Below are 16,055 nucleotides of genomic sequence, written 5' to 3' on the forward strand. Positions count from 1 at the left end.
TTACATGCATTGATTCTGGCAATCGTTTTTTGTACGAGTTATTGGTGGTTAGTTCAGTAATATTATATGATGATGTTACATATTTTGGATAACAATCGTACTTGAACAATGAATAAGGGGATGAGCGAATGTTTACGACAGCTTTTGGATGGTTCAGATTCATTACAATAGTAGAGGGGATTTCTTATGTTCTCTTGCTGGCTATCGGCATGCCGATTAAGTACATATTGAATATTGGTGAAGCGACTCTCATTTTGGGCAGCATCCATGGTTTCTTATTCATCGTGTTCGGCCTTTTACTTCTTTATGTTAGCATTCGATCAAAGTGGTCCTTTATTAAAATGGCACTGATCTTCATCGTTTCATTTATCCCGTTTGGGAATTTTGTAATCGATCGAAAGGTATTGAAGCAAAGTTAACCACCCCATATGGCGACGCAGGCCTCAATCGTCATTTTTCCTTATAAAGCGATTTCCAGAAGGTGCCTTCCATTCAATGGAAGGCGTTTTTTTATGGATGTAAGCTTGTTGTAAGGTTGGCATAAATGTGCTGTAAGGATGAGCTTATATAGTATGAATATCAACAATCATGATGAGGTGAAAAAAATGGAACCATTACTGAAAGTGGAAAATATCAAAAAGACTTATGGGAAGTCAAGCGCTGCTTACACGGCGCTCGAGAATATATCTTTTGACATTCATGAAGGGGAGTTCGTGGGAATCATGGGGCCATCAGGAGCAGGAAAATCTACCTTGCTTAATATGCTGGCAACGATTGATTCACCGACTGAAGGCAAAATTTATATGAGAGATGTAAGCATTCACGACATGAAGGGGGCCGATTTAACGGATTTCAGACGTGATAATCTTGGATTCATCTTTCAAGATTACAATTTGCTCGATTCATTGACCGTGAAGGAAAATATATTGCTGCCACTGGCTATTGCTAAAATGCCAGCAAAAGAAATCGATATCTCGGTGAACCGCATTGCTAAAGTATTTGGTATTGAAGATTTATTAGCTAAATATCCGTACCAAATCTCCGGTGGACAAAAACAGCGAACAGCCGCAGCGAGGGCGCTTGTAACTGAGCCAGCCTTGATCCTGGCTGATGAACCGACAGGAGCGCTCGACTCGAAATCAGCGACTGATTTACTGGAAAGCTTAAGTGAATTAAATGAGAATAATCAATCCACCATCATGCTGGTGACACATGATGCTTATGCGGCAAGCTTCTGCAGGCGTATCATTTTCATCAAGGATGGTACACTTTCCAAGGAAATTCATCGTCGTGGCCAAACACGTAAAGCGTTCTTCCAAGAAATCATCGATGTCCTTGCAACCATTGGAGGTGAGGTAGATGACGTTATTTAGTCTGGCAAGAAAGAATATTGTCCGAAACCTATCCCAATATTTTTTATATATCGCATCCATGATTTTTAGCATCATCATCTATTTTACATTCGTGACATTGAAATACAGCGATACGATTATGGAAAAAACGGAGTCATCCCAAAATATGCAATCACTAATGAGTGCGGCGGCAGTCATCCTGGTTTTCTTCGTAGCCATTTTCATCGCTTATTCGAATTCGTTTTTCATGAAAAAACGTAAAAAGGAAGTCGCATTATATGCATTGCTTGGCGTGCGTGATCGTCAAATTGGCTTTATGCTCTTTTTTGAAAACTTATTATTAGGCTTGGTTTCATTAGTCGTGGGGATTGTATTGGGTTTTTTATGTTCGAAGGGCTTCATGACGATCTTGATTTATTTAATGGGCTATGATGCCATTGCACCTTTTACATTTTCGGGATCGGCCGCTTTGAACACAGCCATCGTATTCCTCCTTATCTTCTTGGTGACATCATTCCAGGGCTATCGTTTAATTTATCAATTTAAATTGATTGATTTATTCCACGCTTCAAAAAAAGGGGAAGCGGTCCCTAGGCCATCGATGGGTATAGCCATTCTTGGAATCTTGCTGATCGGCAGCGGGTATTGGCTGGCGCTGCAGGACCCTTTCACTTCCAAAGTATGGGAGGAAATCGGCTTTGTAATGACTGTCCTCATTATATTGACCACAGTTATTGTCGGTACGTTTTTATTGTTCCATAGTGTGACAGGTTTTGTGTTGACATTGATCAAGAAAAATGAAAAATGGCTATGGAAAGGTCTTCATATAGTGACAGTTTCACAGCTTCTCTATCGGATTCGGGGCAATGCACGTACACTGACCGTGATTGCTGTGTTAAGTGCTACGACGGTAACGGCAGGCGGTGCGGTATACGGACTTTATTACAACACGAACGATCAGGTTTTGAACGCTGATCCGAATACGTTCATGTATCGGCAAACTGATGCAAACCTTGATAGCAAGGTCAGCGCCATTTTGCCTGATGCAAAGTATGATGAAGCGATCGAAGCACTGTCCGTCACCTTTAATGCGAAAGAATTAAATGACTTGGATGGTTCAGGTCAAAGAATTTACACGGTTATCGACGAAGAAACGTACAACCGGCTGGCGGCAATCCAAGGCAAGGAAGTGCTTCGTGTGATGGATGACCATGCTGTCATTCTCGATATTGGTTTTGACGAAAGGTTCTCTCCCGAATACAAGGGAAAGACCATCACGACAGAAACCAACGAGGCAATCATATTTCAAGGATATAAGACTCAAACGGTTTTAAATGCAGGGACGGCGGGCATCACGGTGGTCGTATCTCGTGATACATTTCAAGCGTTGCAAAAGGCTGGAGAGACGCTAACATATCGTGCCATTGGCATGGACAAGGCTTCTGTAGATATATCTCGGGAAATTTCCAAGGAGATTCCTGAAGAAGCGCTATTTTCCAGTGCTCCCCAAGACTTCCAGAACAGCCTCGAAAGCGTGGGATCATTGCTCTTCATCGGCAGCTTTCTTGGTCTTGTCTTTTTAGCTGCGACAGGAAGCATCATCTACTTTAAAGTTTTGACTGAAGCGGAGGAAGATAAATCACAATACAATATGCTTCACAAAATGGGCGTCAGCTCTATGGATATGCGGAAATCGATTGCCATGCAAGTGGTCGTCATCTTCTTTGTGCCATTGGCAGCAGGATTATGCCACAGTGCTGTCGCTTTAAAAGCATTTTCTAGTTTATTGATGATGGATTTGGCAAAACCTGTGATGATCTGGATGATGGCTTATACAGTCATCTACGGTCTGTATTATATCTTAACGGTAGCTTCTTATAATCGCATCATTACACGAAATAATAAAACAGAAGGGTGATTGAAATGAAAAAATTCTTTACGGTAGCGGGGATCATATTCCTGATAGGGGCGGCTGGTGCCTTCGCGCTAACCAAAATCGACTTTAACCGAATGAATGCAGACCATTATTATGTACAAATTACGGAGGATGGGACAAAGCATGATACCAAATTGGGTGATGGTTCGGTGATGACTTCTTATTCATATAGATTGAAGGCAACAAATGCTGATGGTGAAACGGAGCCGCTTGAATTCACAGCACAAAAAAATCTGCGGAAAGATGCCTACTTGAAAGTGTACGTGAAGGGTGAAGATAAGGTATCTTCCTATGATGAAGTGAAATTCGAGGAGATTCCTAAGAAGGCACAAGAAAAACTCAAATAGGAAAGAAGGGCTGTCCGTAAGTTGTGGACAGCCCTTTCTCTGTAAGATGAATGATTATAAAAGAATCGTAATGGTCGTTCCCTTATTTTCAATGCTGGACAATTCAATATTGCCATGATGGGCAAGGATGATATCCCTTGCTATGGCCATACCTAAACCTGTTCCATGTGTGTTGGAGGTATTCGTTCCTCGGTAGTATCGGTCGAAAACCTGCGCTACATCTTTTGCAGGAATGCCGTATCCATTATCGGCAATGGTAATACTAGTGTGGAAACCTTGAGAAGAGGCCATATTGCTTGACTTCTTTTCATGATCGAGCGATGGATGAAGCGCGTCAATACGGATGGTGACAACGACGTCTTCCTCATTATGCACAAGTGCGTTATAGATGAAGTTAAGGATGGCCCGTTTCATTAATTTTTTATCCACAGGATGCAGGGCTTTATTCACATTTGCCTCTAATTCAATTTGTCGATCTGCGTAGGGTGAATCATTTAGAAACTCAATCATCAGCTCACGAATAAATACGACCAGATCTACCTCTTGGAATTGTAAAGGAAGCTGTTGATTGCGCAGGCGCATCGTCAGATTGAGGTCGTCCAATAAATCCTTCATATAAATGGCCTGTCTATTGATGATGGCTGTATACTCAAATAATTCTTGCGGTGTTAAATTCGCTGCTCCATCTTTCAGCAATTCTGCATAACCATGAATGGAAGCAAGCGGTGTCTTCATATCATGCGATACGTTGCTAATCCATTCCTCACGCATGCGGTCCAGTTTGTCTCGTTCCTTCTCGAATTCATCTAACTTTACCGATAGTTCATTCATATTGTGAAAAACGTCTTCATAGACGCCTTTTGGTATGGCCATCTTCTTAAATCGTCGCTCGCGCAGCTGCTGTATTCCTTCTATTAATATGTGGAGGGGACTCGTTAATTTTTTTCCAAATAAGAATCCAATGACTAAAGCAATCATGATATCCACGGTTAAAAATAGTAAAAGGATGATGTTGAGATACTTTATGATGTGAACGTAATTATAGGAAAATACATATCGTCCTATTCCACGATCTTTAATTCCTACAAAATAGCTGAAATCATGTGCTTCACCTACAAAAACGGTCGTCTCAGCGTCAATTTCCCTATACTTATACATTTGAACTATTTCGGCGGGCGTATACGCAGCTTGCAAACTTTCCGGCGTATGATAGGATGCAACTTGCTCGCCTTTTCCGTTCAAAATTTGTATCCACGCCTTTTTTTTCTCCAGTATTTTCAAACCTTCTTCATTTACGATCGGATTGCCATCTTGTAGTTTTATATATCGTGAAAAGCCCCTGCTAAAGGTTTCCACTGATTCTTCTTGTGTCTTAAAATGATATAAGAGCAAGCATACTAGTATGATGATATTCACAATCCCCACGATCACTACGATTGTCACAACGGATCCCAAAAAACGCCGTGTCAATTTCCACTTCATCTTTGTTTGCCCTTGGTTTGCAATTTATATCCAAGTCCCTTCACGGTTATGATAAAAGCTGGCTTTGAGGGATCTGTCTCAATTTTTTCGCGTAAGCGGCGAATATGGACCATCACGGTATTGTCGGAGCCAAAAAATTCATCGCCCCAAACATGCTCAAAAAGGGTTTCCTTGCTTAAAATCTGATTGGGATGGTGCATGAAGCAGCCCATCAGTCCGGTTTCTTTAGCGGTGAGTTCGATTGTTTGGCCATCCTTTTTCACTTCCGTTTCATTTGCACTAAGCTCAAAAGGACCAACCTGCAAATTCTTAGGGACGTGTTTTTCTTCTGTAAAACCGGCTCGTCTCAATTGAGCCTTCACCCGGTAAGCAACCTCCTTCGGACTGAACGGCTTGGTAATGTAATCATCGCCGCCTATCGCCAGCCCTAAAAGTTTGTCGATTTCCTCATCCTTTGCCGACAAAAATAAAATCGGTACATTGGACACTTCACGAATACGCCTGCATAAATCATACCCTTCGCCATCAGGCAGCATGATATCGAGTAAGACGAGGGCGGGATCAAGTTCTTGGAACCTGGCCCATCCGTCTGCAAGCGTCCCTGCCTTCACAATATTGGCGATGCCTTCTTTATGTAGAACGGTCTCCATGAGACGTGCCAAATCTTCTTCATCGTCGATAATTAAAATCCACTGTTCGGACATGGTTCTCCCTCCTTATCATCTCTCTCCACAGTATAGTGTACCAGCAGTTCGTATTAAAGGTATCTGTAGTGTTTTTTAGTCTGGGACATTGTATGCATGTTCATTATCGGGCGCGGTCCTTCCCATATTGCATTAGTTCTATTTCAGAATTATCATTCCCGGCATAAACAAGTCCAAGCCTCTCTATAATTGCTGAAACGTCAAAATCCCCCATTTAAAGAATGGGGGATTTTGGCGAAATACTCACTATATTACCCTTGAATCAGATTGAGGAATTTACGTGTGCGCGCTTCTTTCGGATTGGTGAAAATTTGGTCGGGTGTTCCTCGTTCCATTATTTTTCCTTCATCCATGAAGATGACTTCGTCCGCAACCTCACGAGCGAAACGCATTTCATGAGTGACAACAATCATTGTCATGCCTTCTTCTTTCGCCAAGTCTTTCATTACCTGCAGCACATCCCCAACTAGCTCGGGATCAAGAGCCGAGGTAGGCTCGTCGAATAGCATGACCTTCGGCTCCATGGCCAAGGCCCTTGCGATGCCGACACGCTGCTGCTGTCCCCCGGACAATTGAAACGGATAAAAATCAATTTTTTCTCCTAAGCCAACCTTTGTAAGCAAGGCAGTTGCCTTTTCTTTCGCTTGGTGTTTCGCTATATTCTTTACAATGACGGGACCTTCCATTACATTTTCCAGAGCTGTTTTGTGAGGGAAGAGATTATAGCTTTGGAAAACCATCCCAGTCAAACTGCGGAAAGAAGTAATCGATTTTTTTCTGACCGGCTTATTGAAGTCCATCACCGTTTTATCAATTTCAATCGTCCCATCCGTAGGCACTTCAAGGAGATTCAAACACCGAAGAAAGGTTGTTTTACCTGAACCCGAAGGACCGATCAATACGATGACTTTCCCTTGCTTCACTTCCAAATCGATGCCCCTTAATACGTCAAGGTCACCAAATGATTTATGAAGATTCTTAATGTTGATCATATTAAAATCTCCTTTAACTGCTGTGGTTCTCATTTTGCTACATAGCGATTAAGCCTGTCCTCGATGCTTCCTTGTATGAAAGATAAGATTGTACAAAAAATCCAATATAAGGCGGCCGCTTCCATGTACAGTAGCAGAAATTCATAGTTTTTTGCTGCGATTTCTTGCGCCTTGCGGAATAATTCCGTAACAAGGATCAGTGATGCAAGCGATGTATCCTTCAAAAGGCTGATGAACGTATTCGAAAGCGGGGGAATGGATACCCGGGCAGCTTGCGGCAAGATGATTCGCTTTAGGGCTTGGGTATATGTCATTCCGATTGAATAGCCAGCCTCCCATTGCCCTTTGGGTGTTGATAAAATCGCAGCCCGGATAATTTCCGAAGCGTATGCTCCAACGCTTAGTGAAAATCCGATTATAGCCGAAATAAAAGGGCTGATGGTTACGCCAAGGTTCGGCAATCCATAAAAGATAATGAATAATTGCACGAGTAATGGTGTCCCCCGGATGATTGACACATATACTCGTGCAATTATTTGAAAGATTTTGATGGAAGATAATCTAGCCAATGCTGTAAGCACAGCGAGAAAAAGGCCAATTACAAATGAAATTAGTGTTAGTGGAATCGTTTTTTGAATAGCTCCCTCTATCATAGGATAGAGGGAGGTTTGGGCGATGGAAACAAGCTGGTTCAAACGCTCAGGGTCATTGAAAATATTACTTAGGAGAAACATCTTCACCGAACCATTTATCTGAGATCTTAGCGTAAGTACCGTCGTCTTTCATCGCTTTTAATGCTTTGTTTACTTCATCCACTAATTTGCCGCTGTCTTTTCTGAACATTAAACCACTTGCAGCTCCATTTTCTTCTTCGTCGGCCACTTTAATTGGCGCATCCGGATGCTGCTTTTTATAATCAAGGAAAGACAATTTGTCATTGATCGTGGCATCTACCCGTTTAGAACCAATAAGCTGAACACTTTGGGAAAACCCTTCGATGCCGGTAACTTTTGCTCCATGAGATTCAGCCAGGTCATTATAGTTGCTCGTTAAAGATTGTGCCGAAGTTTTACCTTTTAAATCATGGAATGATTTAATGTCATTATTATCCTTGTGTACAAGCAGAACGGCACCTGATTGAATATAGGCATCCGAGAAATCATATTTCTTTTGACGGTCATCATTAATGCCCACTTGGTTTGCAATCATATCAAAACGTTTCGCATCCAATCCTGCAAACAGGCCGTCCCATTGTGTTTCCTTGAATTCAGCTTTCACTCCAAGGCGTTTTGCCACTTCTTCAGCAATTTCAACGTCAAAGCCAGTTAATTTGTCTGAATCATCGTGGAAAGTGAAAGGGGGGTATGTACCTTCAGTTCCGACTGTTAATACGCCATCTTTTTTAACTTTATCGTAAAGATTTTCTTGTGAAGAAGATTTATTGTCGGTATTGTTTGCCTCGTTTTTTGTATTTGAACCACAAGCGCTAAGTACAACCGTGAAAGCTAACAATAGCGATAAAAGTGCAACCATTTTTTTCATTTCGGTAGACCTCCTAGTAATCTGATAGGGATTGATACTCTGTGATACTATACAAGAAAAGGAAAAAAGTCAATGAAAATAACTTATATCATTAGTGTGAATGAATCTTGATGAATTATACGGATTTTCACACAGAGGAACGAATTCGTTTTATTGCGTGAAAATCCGTTTAGTTTCTATTATGAAGGAGATTTATCTAACGCAGTGCGCCAAATAATCATATTAACGCAAAACTATTGCGCGATATATTTACACGGTGGCGGATCTGCTTGTCTGGCCCTTGGTTTTGTCGAAAAATCGATATATCTCCGATTTCGTAGATAAATGCATCAATTTTGCAGATAAACCGCCAAATTCGTGGATAAAAGCATCAATATGGCAGATAAACCGCCACATTCGTGGATAAAAGCATCTATTCGCGGTGAATTTTTTTGTTTTTCAATCAATTCAAGAAAAAAGGCTGCCGAGATCCGGCAACCTGCAACTGCTATTCTTTTGTACCTGTCTACGTTCATTTATCTTCCAATAAGTTGACATGATTGACGGTTTGATCTTCGCCAACTATGAATTGAAGTTCATAATCACCCGTCTTGTAAATATAGTTGATTTCATCCGTACTTGAAATATGTCGGATTTGGTCGGCACTGCCGAGTTGTTCACCCAATACTTTAGGAGTGATGCTTCCTAGATTATGATCTCGCTCTACATTTGTCCCAAAGTACCTGATTTGGGAAATGATCTTGTCTTCACTATAAGCGAAGGCGAATCCCGGGTGTCCCATTTCAGCATGATAAAAGTCAAAAGTTTCATCGGCATTTCCTGGTTCTGGAGGAGACCCGAACGTATTGTATACATCTTTCTGGGCATTTTCATTAATTTTTAAGCCTGTGGCAGTATAAGGCATTTCACCTGAAAAGGCCTTATTGTAGATTTCATATAATGTGGTGATGGCGTGTGTCTTCGCTAAGCTGGAGGAGTCCTCCGCCGTTGATGCGGCTTGAACCGGTTCAGTTGAAAAGGATGCACCTGCACCTAATAGGGAACCGGTCAGAATTGCGGCACTAAGCATTCTGGTTACTGGTTTTTTAGATAACATTTCTTATCCCTCCTATATCATCCTTTTCCACCAATATCTATACATGAAACATTTTATCGGCAATCGATGATTGATTCGGTAAGCTTTTCAATGAAGCTTGAACTATCCCTTCGTCGGGCTATATATTCCCAAAACGCTGTCCGATGGCAATTAAGCTTGTTCCGAAATGACCTTACGTACCGGGATATGGGAAATGAACGGGCACAGCTTGTCATTATGATTATGTATGGGAATTTTACGAATCAGCAAGCGTTTACGAATGTACATTCACAGGAAAGATGAAGAGGAACTTCCGTTTAAATCAGCTCCTCTTCATTCACTATCCGGCAGTGAAGCTCATTGAGGGACCTACTTGACAGTAGAACATGAATCCAAACACCGGACCCCTGGAAAAAGCTGCAACTAATACCAATCACGGATTTTAGTAACTCCAGCCATTTTTGAGCAGTCATTAATGTTTAAATGAGTGATTGAATTAGAATATCATCATGATAATTTAAAATGGGCATAAAGCCGAAGTCTTTAAATTTCTGCAAGGCTTCGGGATTTTTTTTGTTTACAAAACCGGACACAACAAGGATGCCTTGCTTTCGAGCATAAGCGACCAATTCTGGTAAAAGGGATTGCATGATGCCCTTTCCTCGATACTTCTGTTCGAGGACGATATAATTTATATGTGCCACTTTATATAGATAAAGGTTATAACAAAGAAAGCCGACGGTTTTTCCTTTTTGATTACAAATTACAAGTACATTATGTGATTTTTCCAAAATCTGATTTACTGTATCAGGAGAAACATGAAAATTCCTTACCGTAATATCTGTTAGTTTCTTCTTATCTTTTTTCGGTATCCAGCTTCGAAAATGCATCTTAACTTCTCCTTCATTAATAGTACATGTCCTTAACATGAGACCCCTTTGGAATTTACCAAAGGGAGTCCATGTTAATCTCCAAAAGCTACAGCTTAACCCTTTCTGAACTTCTTGATTGACTTAGGTTTCTTAATTGAAGTATTTGTATTATTGTTGAATAAATTATTCAAGATTTTTATCAAAGCATCCCTGCTGCTATTTTCAGGACTGGTATTACCACCAGTTTCAGAACCATTAAGTCTTCTTAGTTTCTTGTTTGACAATGCAATCATCCTTTTGTTTTATAATTTTCCACATTACTAAATTATGTGTAATCTTTCCTTTTGCTTGGACAAGTTCATTAAATATATTTGAAGGGTTGGATAGGGGGTTTTAACTACCATATAATGTAATGATGTGATATAATTATGTGAATTAGTTCACAATGATTAATGACACAAGAACATGTAACTTTATAGAAGAAAGCGGGTTGTGTAGATGCTGAAGAAAGTGGTTTTAGCAGGCGGAACTGGTTTTGTCGGGCAATACTTTGAACAACATTTCAGGAATCTTGGATATGAGGTAGTGATCATTTCCCGGCAAACCCCACATATTGGCTGGGATGACAGAAAGGGAATAGAGGAAGCCATCGATAATTCGGATATGCTGATCAACCTTGCAGGAAAAACGGTCAATTGCCGATATAATGAGGAGAACAAAAAAGAAATTTTAGAGTCCCGTACAGATACGACCATAGTGCTCGGACATGCAATTGAACAATGCCAAAATCCGCCTTCCTTATGGATAAACTCCAGTACGGCGACGATATACAGGCATGCTGAGGATAAACCGATGACAGAAGAGGATGGTGAAATCGGTTCAGGATTCTCCGTTGAAGTAGCACAGGCATGGGAGCGTTCACTCTTTACTTTCCAATTACCCCAAACGAGACAAATTGCTTTGCGGATAGCCATTGTTTTGGGAGATGGCGGCGTGATGACTCCTTATAGGAACCTGGTCAAATTCGGCCTGGGTGGCCACCAAGGATCTGGGTTCCAAAAATTCAGTTGGATACATTTGGAAGATTTATTCAATATTGTCCTTTTCCTAAGAAAGAATGAAGGGCTTGAGGGAGTGTTCAATTGTTCCGCGCCTAACCCAGTCACCAATCGTGAGCTGATGGCACAGCTGAGAAAGGCCATGAATAAAAAGATGGGACTGCCGTGCCCCGTACCGATACTTACGATGGGTGCCTTCTTCATGAGGACCGAAACTGAATTGATCTTAAAAAGCCGCTGGGTCTTGCCTGAAAGGTTGGAAAAGGAAGGGTATGCATTTAAATTCAATCATCTGGATCAAGCATTGAAACAGATCATGAAAAGATCAATGATAGTAAACGAATAGAGCGGGAATGTCACAATGATAGAAAACATCGGTAAGGAATATGGCTGCAACAGAAAAAGTCGGAAAGCCATTAGACCTTGCCCGAAAATTGAGTGAAAAAAAGCACCTTGCTTACCTATTGAATAGGCTGTTGCATGATGCTTATATAATTTGTTTGAAAATTGTCTGAATAGGGTTATAATTAAAGGTGTTGGAGATCCTAGCCAACTAGACACCCTTAGAGAATTGCCTTGTCCGCTACTTTCTAAGGGTGGATATTAAATTCTGGCTCATACTTGGTTGAATATCGGGTATGGAATGATGGTGTGTAATAGATGGATTTGATTTTCCATTCAGAAGGGCATTTATCACAACTAGCGTTATTGTACCCATCACTACTCCATTTCCACATATTAATTGGACTGTTTCCGGGAATTTATCGAATGCCTCCGGGACTCCCTTCACTGCTAGACCGACCCCAATTCCAAGTGCAATCGTCAATTGATTGGAAGGCTTGCTTAAATCAGCCTTGGCTACCATCCCCAAAGATGCAGATAGAAGCATTCCAAACATTGGTATCATAGCCCCACCCAGAACGGGTAAAGGGATCATCGTCGTAAGGCCGGCGACCTTAGGCACAAAAGCCAGAACGATTAGGATACAGCCTGCCGTGACTACTACAGAGCGCTGAGTTACCTTTGTCAGCAGGACCAAGCCTACATTTTGCGAGAAGGTAGAATGGTTAAAAGAGTTAAAGATACCACTTATGAAGCTTCCTATTCCTTCTGCACGGAGCCCCTTTTCCACATCTTTTTCAGTTATTTCCTTCCCGCATACTTCCCCAAGTGTCAAAAAGACGCCTATGCTTTCAACAGCAATGATTAAAGATATGATTGTCATGGTGATAATCGATGAAAAGTCGAAGGTAGGTACCCCAAAATAGAATGGTGTCACCATTGTAAACCAGCTGGCCTCTATAAAAGCAGAGGTATCGACCATACCTAAAAAACCAGCCAATATAGTACCAAGGATCATGGCGAACAGAACTGAAACCGCTTTCACGAAACCTTTAGTAAGTGTATTCAATAATAGGAAACTCAGTAGTGTAAAACAAGCCAGCATTAAATTCATAGGGTCTCCAAAGGTAGGGGAACCGACGCCTCCCGCTGCATTTTTCATGGCAACTGGCATTAGCGACACGCCTATAATTAATATGACGGACCCTGCAACAATGGGTGGGAAAAAGGGTATTAATTTACCGATCACTCCAGATAAAAAAGCAACAATTATTCCAGAAACCATAACTGCGCCTAAAACCCCTGTTATACCATGGACGGATCCTATAGCTATTACTGGCTCAACCACGATAAAAGAAACAGCCATTAAAGCCGGTAACCTTATACCAAACCCTTTACCGCCAATAACTTGAAGCAAGGTGACTATCCCGCAGGCCAGTAAATCAAACGAGATCAGGTATATAATCTGTTCTTGTGTCAAGCCGATTGCAGGACCGACAATTAGTGGAACAGCTACCGCTCCTCCATACATTACACAAACATGCTGCAAACCTAACAATAGCGTGCTGATTTTGCTTAATTTTTCCATGTTTGCCCCCTTATAATTAGTAAGCCCTTGTTAATTATGTTAATTTAATGAAATCCCCTCCTTGCCATTTTGTAAGTACTCTCTTGTGATCGGGTTTTTGTTGCTTATTAAGAAACACCATTTACAAAATTGGTGTATTTTTATATTATCACCACAATATTGCTAAATCAAGACTATTTTTTGGAAAAAAATGAATATTCTATCAACGTTATCGGTTTATAATTAGAAAGAATAGGGGGGGCAATATGTATCTAACGGTCGAAAAAGCTTTGAAGCTTCCTGCCCTAAACCAAGTGGAAGTTATTGGAGGGGAGCAGGGTTTAGCTCGAGTAATTAATTCAGTAAGTATAATGGACCATCCGGATATATCATGGATTAAACGAGGGGAACTCCTACTGACAACTGGTTATGTATTTAAGGATGATTCCGATGCGCAAATCAATCTTGTTAGGGAATTGTCGAAAAGAGGAAGTGCTGGATTGGCTATTAAGATTAAGAGGTTTCTTTCTACGATTCCTCCTGAAATGGTAGAGGAGGCGAACAAGTACAAACTCCCATTACTCGAGATTCCTTATGAAATGCCCTTATCCGACTTATTATTCAGCTTTACTCATGAACTTGTTAATAGAGAGAAAGTGAAAAACAATGGAAAAGGAAGTTTTGAAATTTTCAATTCTCTTTTGAGTGGGGAAAGTAGCAGTTCATCTTTCCCCCCCGAATTACAGGAAATCGGCTTTAATCATCGGCCATACATTCTGCTCTTAATAAATATTGAAACGAAAGAAGAAGGGGATTCATTAATTCCAATTGGTAGAATTCTGGAGAATTTAAACCAAACTGAAAAAGTGGATTTTAAGTATTGGCATATCGATTTCAATGGTCACTTGATTATCCTGCAAGGAAAAGGAATGGTGACCGATGAGCACCTACTTTTGCAGGCCGAAAGAATTGCCACCCTTTTAGAAGGTCTTATAATCGAAGGTAACCCCAGCATTTCTCTAACGATGGGATTAAGCAAGGTGAAAAAAGAAATCCACAATATGAAAGAGGGGTTTAGTGAAGCTAAAATGGCCATTCAACTGGGCCCTAAGGTTAAATCGACTAATATCAATGATTACGCAAGCATTGAAGTTGAAGATTTAATTAATCAAATCCCAAAGGATGTACTGGCTCAATACGTGCTATCCATGATTGAACCCATTATTTTGTATGATAAGGAAAATGAGGGGGAGTTGTTAAAAACTTTAGAAACCTATCTATTTTCAAGAGGGAGAATAGAAGATGCGGCAAGGGCCTTGTTTATTCATCGAAATACCGTCAAGTTCCGTTTGTCGAGGATAGAGGACTTACTAGGAGTTGATTTAAAATCGAGCGATCTTGCATTTAAATTGCAGCTTAGTATAAAAGCTGCGAAGTTATTGGATGACTAGGTAAAGGAAGCAGGATTTTAAGCAATCTTGAATCAAGTGCTGCTGAACAAGGAAAACTGCCAGGAGATCGGATAACTCTGGCAGTTTTTCATGTGGAATGGAATATTTCCTATTGATTATCCAATAGACGTTTGGCATATAAGGCAAGTTTTAAAGTAAATAAATCATCATTGCTTAAGTCCGATCCTAATCGTTTTTTTATGCTTTTTATTCGAAAATGGATCGTGTTTCGATGTACCCCCATTTTTCTGGCCGTTTCAGCAGGTCGAAGATTGCATTGCATATATGTCTCCAAAGTTTTGATTAAATCAGACTCGGTTTCATCGTCATGATCCTTTAGCGGTGCTAAATTATCTGTGACAATATCAATAAGTACATTTTTTGGGGCGTACTGCAAAATTTTAAATGTTGCTAAATCTTTGTAGCAGTAAATTTCCTTTCCTGAGTTCAATCGTTTTCCCAGTTCAATAGATTGTAGAGCCTCCTGTAAGCTATTGGCCAGGTTATTTATCCCTTTATGATAGTTACCGATTCCCAGCGTAAGTTCCAGTGGCAGGTGTTTAGATAAAGTGGAGATGATTTGTTGGCTTAAATGGATGACTTGTGAATAAAAGCTGGTACTCCCTAGTGGGAGGGTATCCAGATAAATGATGACTAGACTGAGCTTCATATTCCTAATCAGCTTATCGATTTTATATTGCCCGGTCAAAGTTTCAATTGTCTTGATCAACTGTTTATAAGCAATGGTATCATTCCTATGATTCCATTGCAGCGTTAAAGGTAGAACTGTACATATGAATCCCCCAGTGATTTGATGGAAGCTGGAATTGTCCTCCGTCATTCCTAAAATCCCGTAACTTGAATTTTCGGTACCAACTCCGTCCATATCTTCAATACTATAACTCAACTCTTTATGTTCATTCTGTCTCGTTACAATTTCACGAAGTAGGGGAGACATGATTTCTGATAGCGAAAACTCAGGGGGAATTTTGAGAATAGGCAAATTGGCCATATTGGCAATATTAATGGCGGTTTGTGGAATTTCTTCCAGTTTAATGAACAATCCTGAACAATTCATTTTTGCTAATTCGATCACGAATTGGTCTAATTGTTGCGGATTATCTTGAAATAAGTATCCGGTCGTTAGAATCAATTCATTTGGCTTCAACCAGGAGAGCACATCAGGAGCATCAAAGCTGTTGATGGATTGTATTTCTCTATTAAGGCCCAAAATGCCAGCTACAACTTGGCATTGTTTTATCTGTGGTAATGCTAATGCATCAGTCAACGTTAAATGCATGATAAGTCTCCTTCGCTGTGCCTTTTTTCTCTAAT

The 16,055-nt window shown here is 40.6% G+C and carries 16 protein-coding genes; 6 read left to right on the forward strand and 10 right to left on the reverse strand.

Annotated elements, in window-relative coordinates:
• The first annotated feature begins 128 nt into the window (after nucleotides 1-128).
• The 4 genes from ABE28_RS03345 (at nucleotide 129) to ABE28_RS03360 (ending at nucleotide 3,635) form a co-directional block, all read left to right on the forward strand.
• Nucleotides 129-419 (forward strand): DUF3817 domain-containing protein, encoded by a 291-nt coding sequence (locus tag ABE28_RS03345; RefSeq protein WP_064463896.1) that lies wholly within the window; start codon nucleotides 129-131, stop codon nucleotides 417-419.
• A gap of 186 nt (nucleotides 420-605) precedes the next feature.
• The gene (locus ABE28_RS03350; protein WP_064464208.1) at nucleotides 606-1,373 is read left to right on the forward strand and encodes an ABC transporter ATP-binding protein; all 768 of its coding nucleotides are present in this window, start codon (nucleotides 606-608) and stop codon (nucleotides 1,371-1,373) included.
• Nucleotides 1,360-3,270 (forward strand): ABC transporter permease, encoded by a 1,911-nt coding sequence (locus ABE28_RS03355; protein ID WP_064463894.1) that lies wholly within the window; start codon nucleotides 1,360-1,362, stop codon nucleotides 3,268-3,270. Before ABE28_RS03350 ends, ABE28_RS03355 begins: the two co-directional genes overlap by 14 nt.
• A 5-nt stretch (nucleotides 3,271-3,275) precedes the next feature.
• Nucleotides 3,276-3,635 carry a YxeA family protein gene (locus tag ABE28_RS03360; RefSeq protein WP_064463892.1) on the forward strand — a complete coding sequence of 120 codons (360 nt, stop codon included), beginning with the start codon at nucleotides 3,276-3,278 and terminating at the stop codon, nucleotides 3,633-3,635.
• Between the two features lie 54 nt (nucleotides 3,636-3,689).
• Here the strand turns inward: ABE28_RS03360 and ABE28_RS03365 are convergent, their stop codons facing one another.
• From ABE28_RS03365 to ABE28_RS03400, 8 genes are all read right to left on the reverse strand, one after another.
• Nucleotides 3,690-5,117 carry a sensor histidine kinase gene (locus tag ABE28_RS03365; protein ID WP_064463884.1) on the reverse strand — a complete coding sequence of 476 codons (1,428 nt, stop codon included), beginning with the start codon at nucleotides 5,115-5,117 and terminating at the stop codon, nucleotides 3,690-3,692.
• Complete coding sequence (locus ABE28_RS03370; RefSeq protein WP_064463882.1) at nucleotides 5,114-5,821, reverse strand: response regulator transcription factor; 708 nt, start codon at nucleotides 5,819-5,821, stop codon at nucleotides 5,114-5,116. Before ABE28_RS03370 ends, ABE28_RS03365 begins: the two co-directional genes overlap by 4 nt.
• A 251-nt stretch (nucleotides 5,822-6,072) precedes the next feature.
• Nucleotides 6,073-6,813 carry an amino acid ABC transporter ATP-binding protein gene (locus ABE28_RS03375; RefSeq protein WP_064463880.1) on the reverse strand — a complete coding sequence of 247 codons (741 nt, stop codon included), beginning with the start codon at nucleotides 6,811-6,813 and terminating at the stop codon, nucleotides 6,073-6,075.
• Nucleotides 6,814-6,842: 29 nt separating this feature from the next.
• A complete protein-coding gene (locus ABE28_RS03380) occupies nucleotides 6,843-7,547 on the reverse strand; it encodes an amino acid ABC transporter permease (protein ID WP_064463878.1) in 705 nt (234 codons plus the stop codon).
• Nucleotides 7,531-8,355 carry an amino acid ABC transporter substrate-binding protein gene (locus ABE28_RS03385; RefSeq protein ID WP_064463876.1) on the reverse strand — a complete coding sequence of 275 codons (825 nt, stop codon included), beginning with the start codon at nucleotides 8,353-8,355 and terminating at the stop codon, nucleotides 7,531-7,533. The genes ABE28_RS03380 and ABE28_RS03385 overlap by 17 nt, the downstream gene beginning before the upstream one ends.
• Before the next feature lie 329 nt (nucleotides 8,356-8,684).
• The gene (locus ABE28_RS03390; RefSeq protein WP_064463874.1) at nucleotides 8,685-8,870 is read right to left on the reverse strand and encodes a hypothetical protein; all 186 of its coding nucleotides are present in this window, start codon (nucleotides 8,868-8,870) and stop codon (nucleotides 8,685-8,687) included.
• The gene (locus ABE28_RS03395; RefSeq protein ID WP_064463872.1) at nucleotides 8,867-9,451 is read right to left on the reverse strand and encodes a YjgB family protein; all 585 of its coding nucleotides are present in this window, start codon (nucleotides 9,449-9,451) and stop codon (nucleotides 8,867-8,869) included. The genes ABE28_RS03390 and ABE28_RS03395 overlap by 4 nt, the downstream gene beginning before the upstream one ends.
• A gap of 458 nt (nucleotides 9,452-9,909) precedes the next feature.
• Nucleotides 9,910-10,320 carry a GNAT family N-acetyltransferase gene (locus ABE28_RS03400; RefSeq protein WP_064463870.1) on the reverse strand — a complete coding sequence of 137 codons (411 nt, stop codon included), beginning with the start codon at nucleotides 10,318-10,320 and terminating at the stop codon, nucleotides 9,910-9,912.
• A 480-nt stretch (nucleotides 10,321-10,800) separates the two neighbouring features.
• Between ABE28_RS03400 and ABE28_RS03405 the strand changes: the two genes are divergently transcribed.
• Nucleotides 10,801-11,706 (forward strand): TIGR01777 family oxidoreductase, encoded by a 906-nt coding sequence (locus ABE28_RS03405; protein WP_064463868.1) that lies wholly within the window; start codon nucleotides 10,801-10,803, stop codon nucleotides 11,704-11,706.
• 237 nt (nucleotides 11,707-11,943) lie between these two features.
• On the opposite strand, the gene ABE28_RS03410 is transcribed toward ABE28_RS03405, so the two are convergent.
• Entirely contained in the window at nucleotides 11,944-13,290 is a 1,347-nt protein-coding gene (locus tag ABE28_RS03410; RefSeq protein WP_064463866.1) for a nucleobase:cation symporter-2 family protein, read from the reverse strand.
• Nucleotides 13,291-13,535: 245 nt separating this feature from the next.
• Here ABE28_RS03410 and ABE28_RS03415 point away from each other — a divergent pair, with 245 nt between their 5' ends.
• Nucleotides 13,536-14,720: a PucR family transcriptional regulator gene (locus tag ABE28_RS03415; protein ID WP_064463864.1), complete on the forward strand. Its 1,185-nt coding sequence runs from the start codon at nucleotides 13,536-13,538 to the stop codon at nucleotides 14,718-14,720.
• A 109-nt stretch (nucleotides 14,721-14,829) separates the two neighbouring features.
• Here the strand turns inward: ABE28_RS03415 and ABE28_RS03420 are convergent, their stop codons facing one another.
• Entirely contained in the window at nucleotides 14,830-16,020 is a 1,191-nt protein-coding gene (locus tag ABE28_RS03420) for a PucR family transcriptional regulator (protein ID WP_064463862.1), read from the reverse strand.
• Between the last annotated feature and the right edge of the window lie 35 nt (nucleotides 16,021-16,055).

Source organism: Peribacillus muralis, assembly GCF_001645685.2.
GTDB classification, from domain to species: Bacteria; Bacillota; Bacilli; order Bacillales; family DSM-1321; genus Peribacillus; species Peribacillus muralis_A.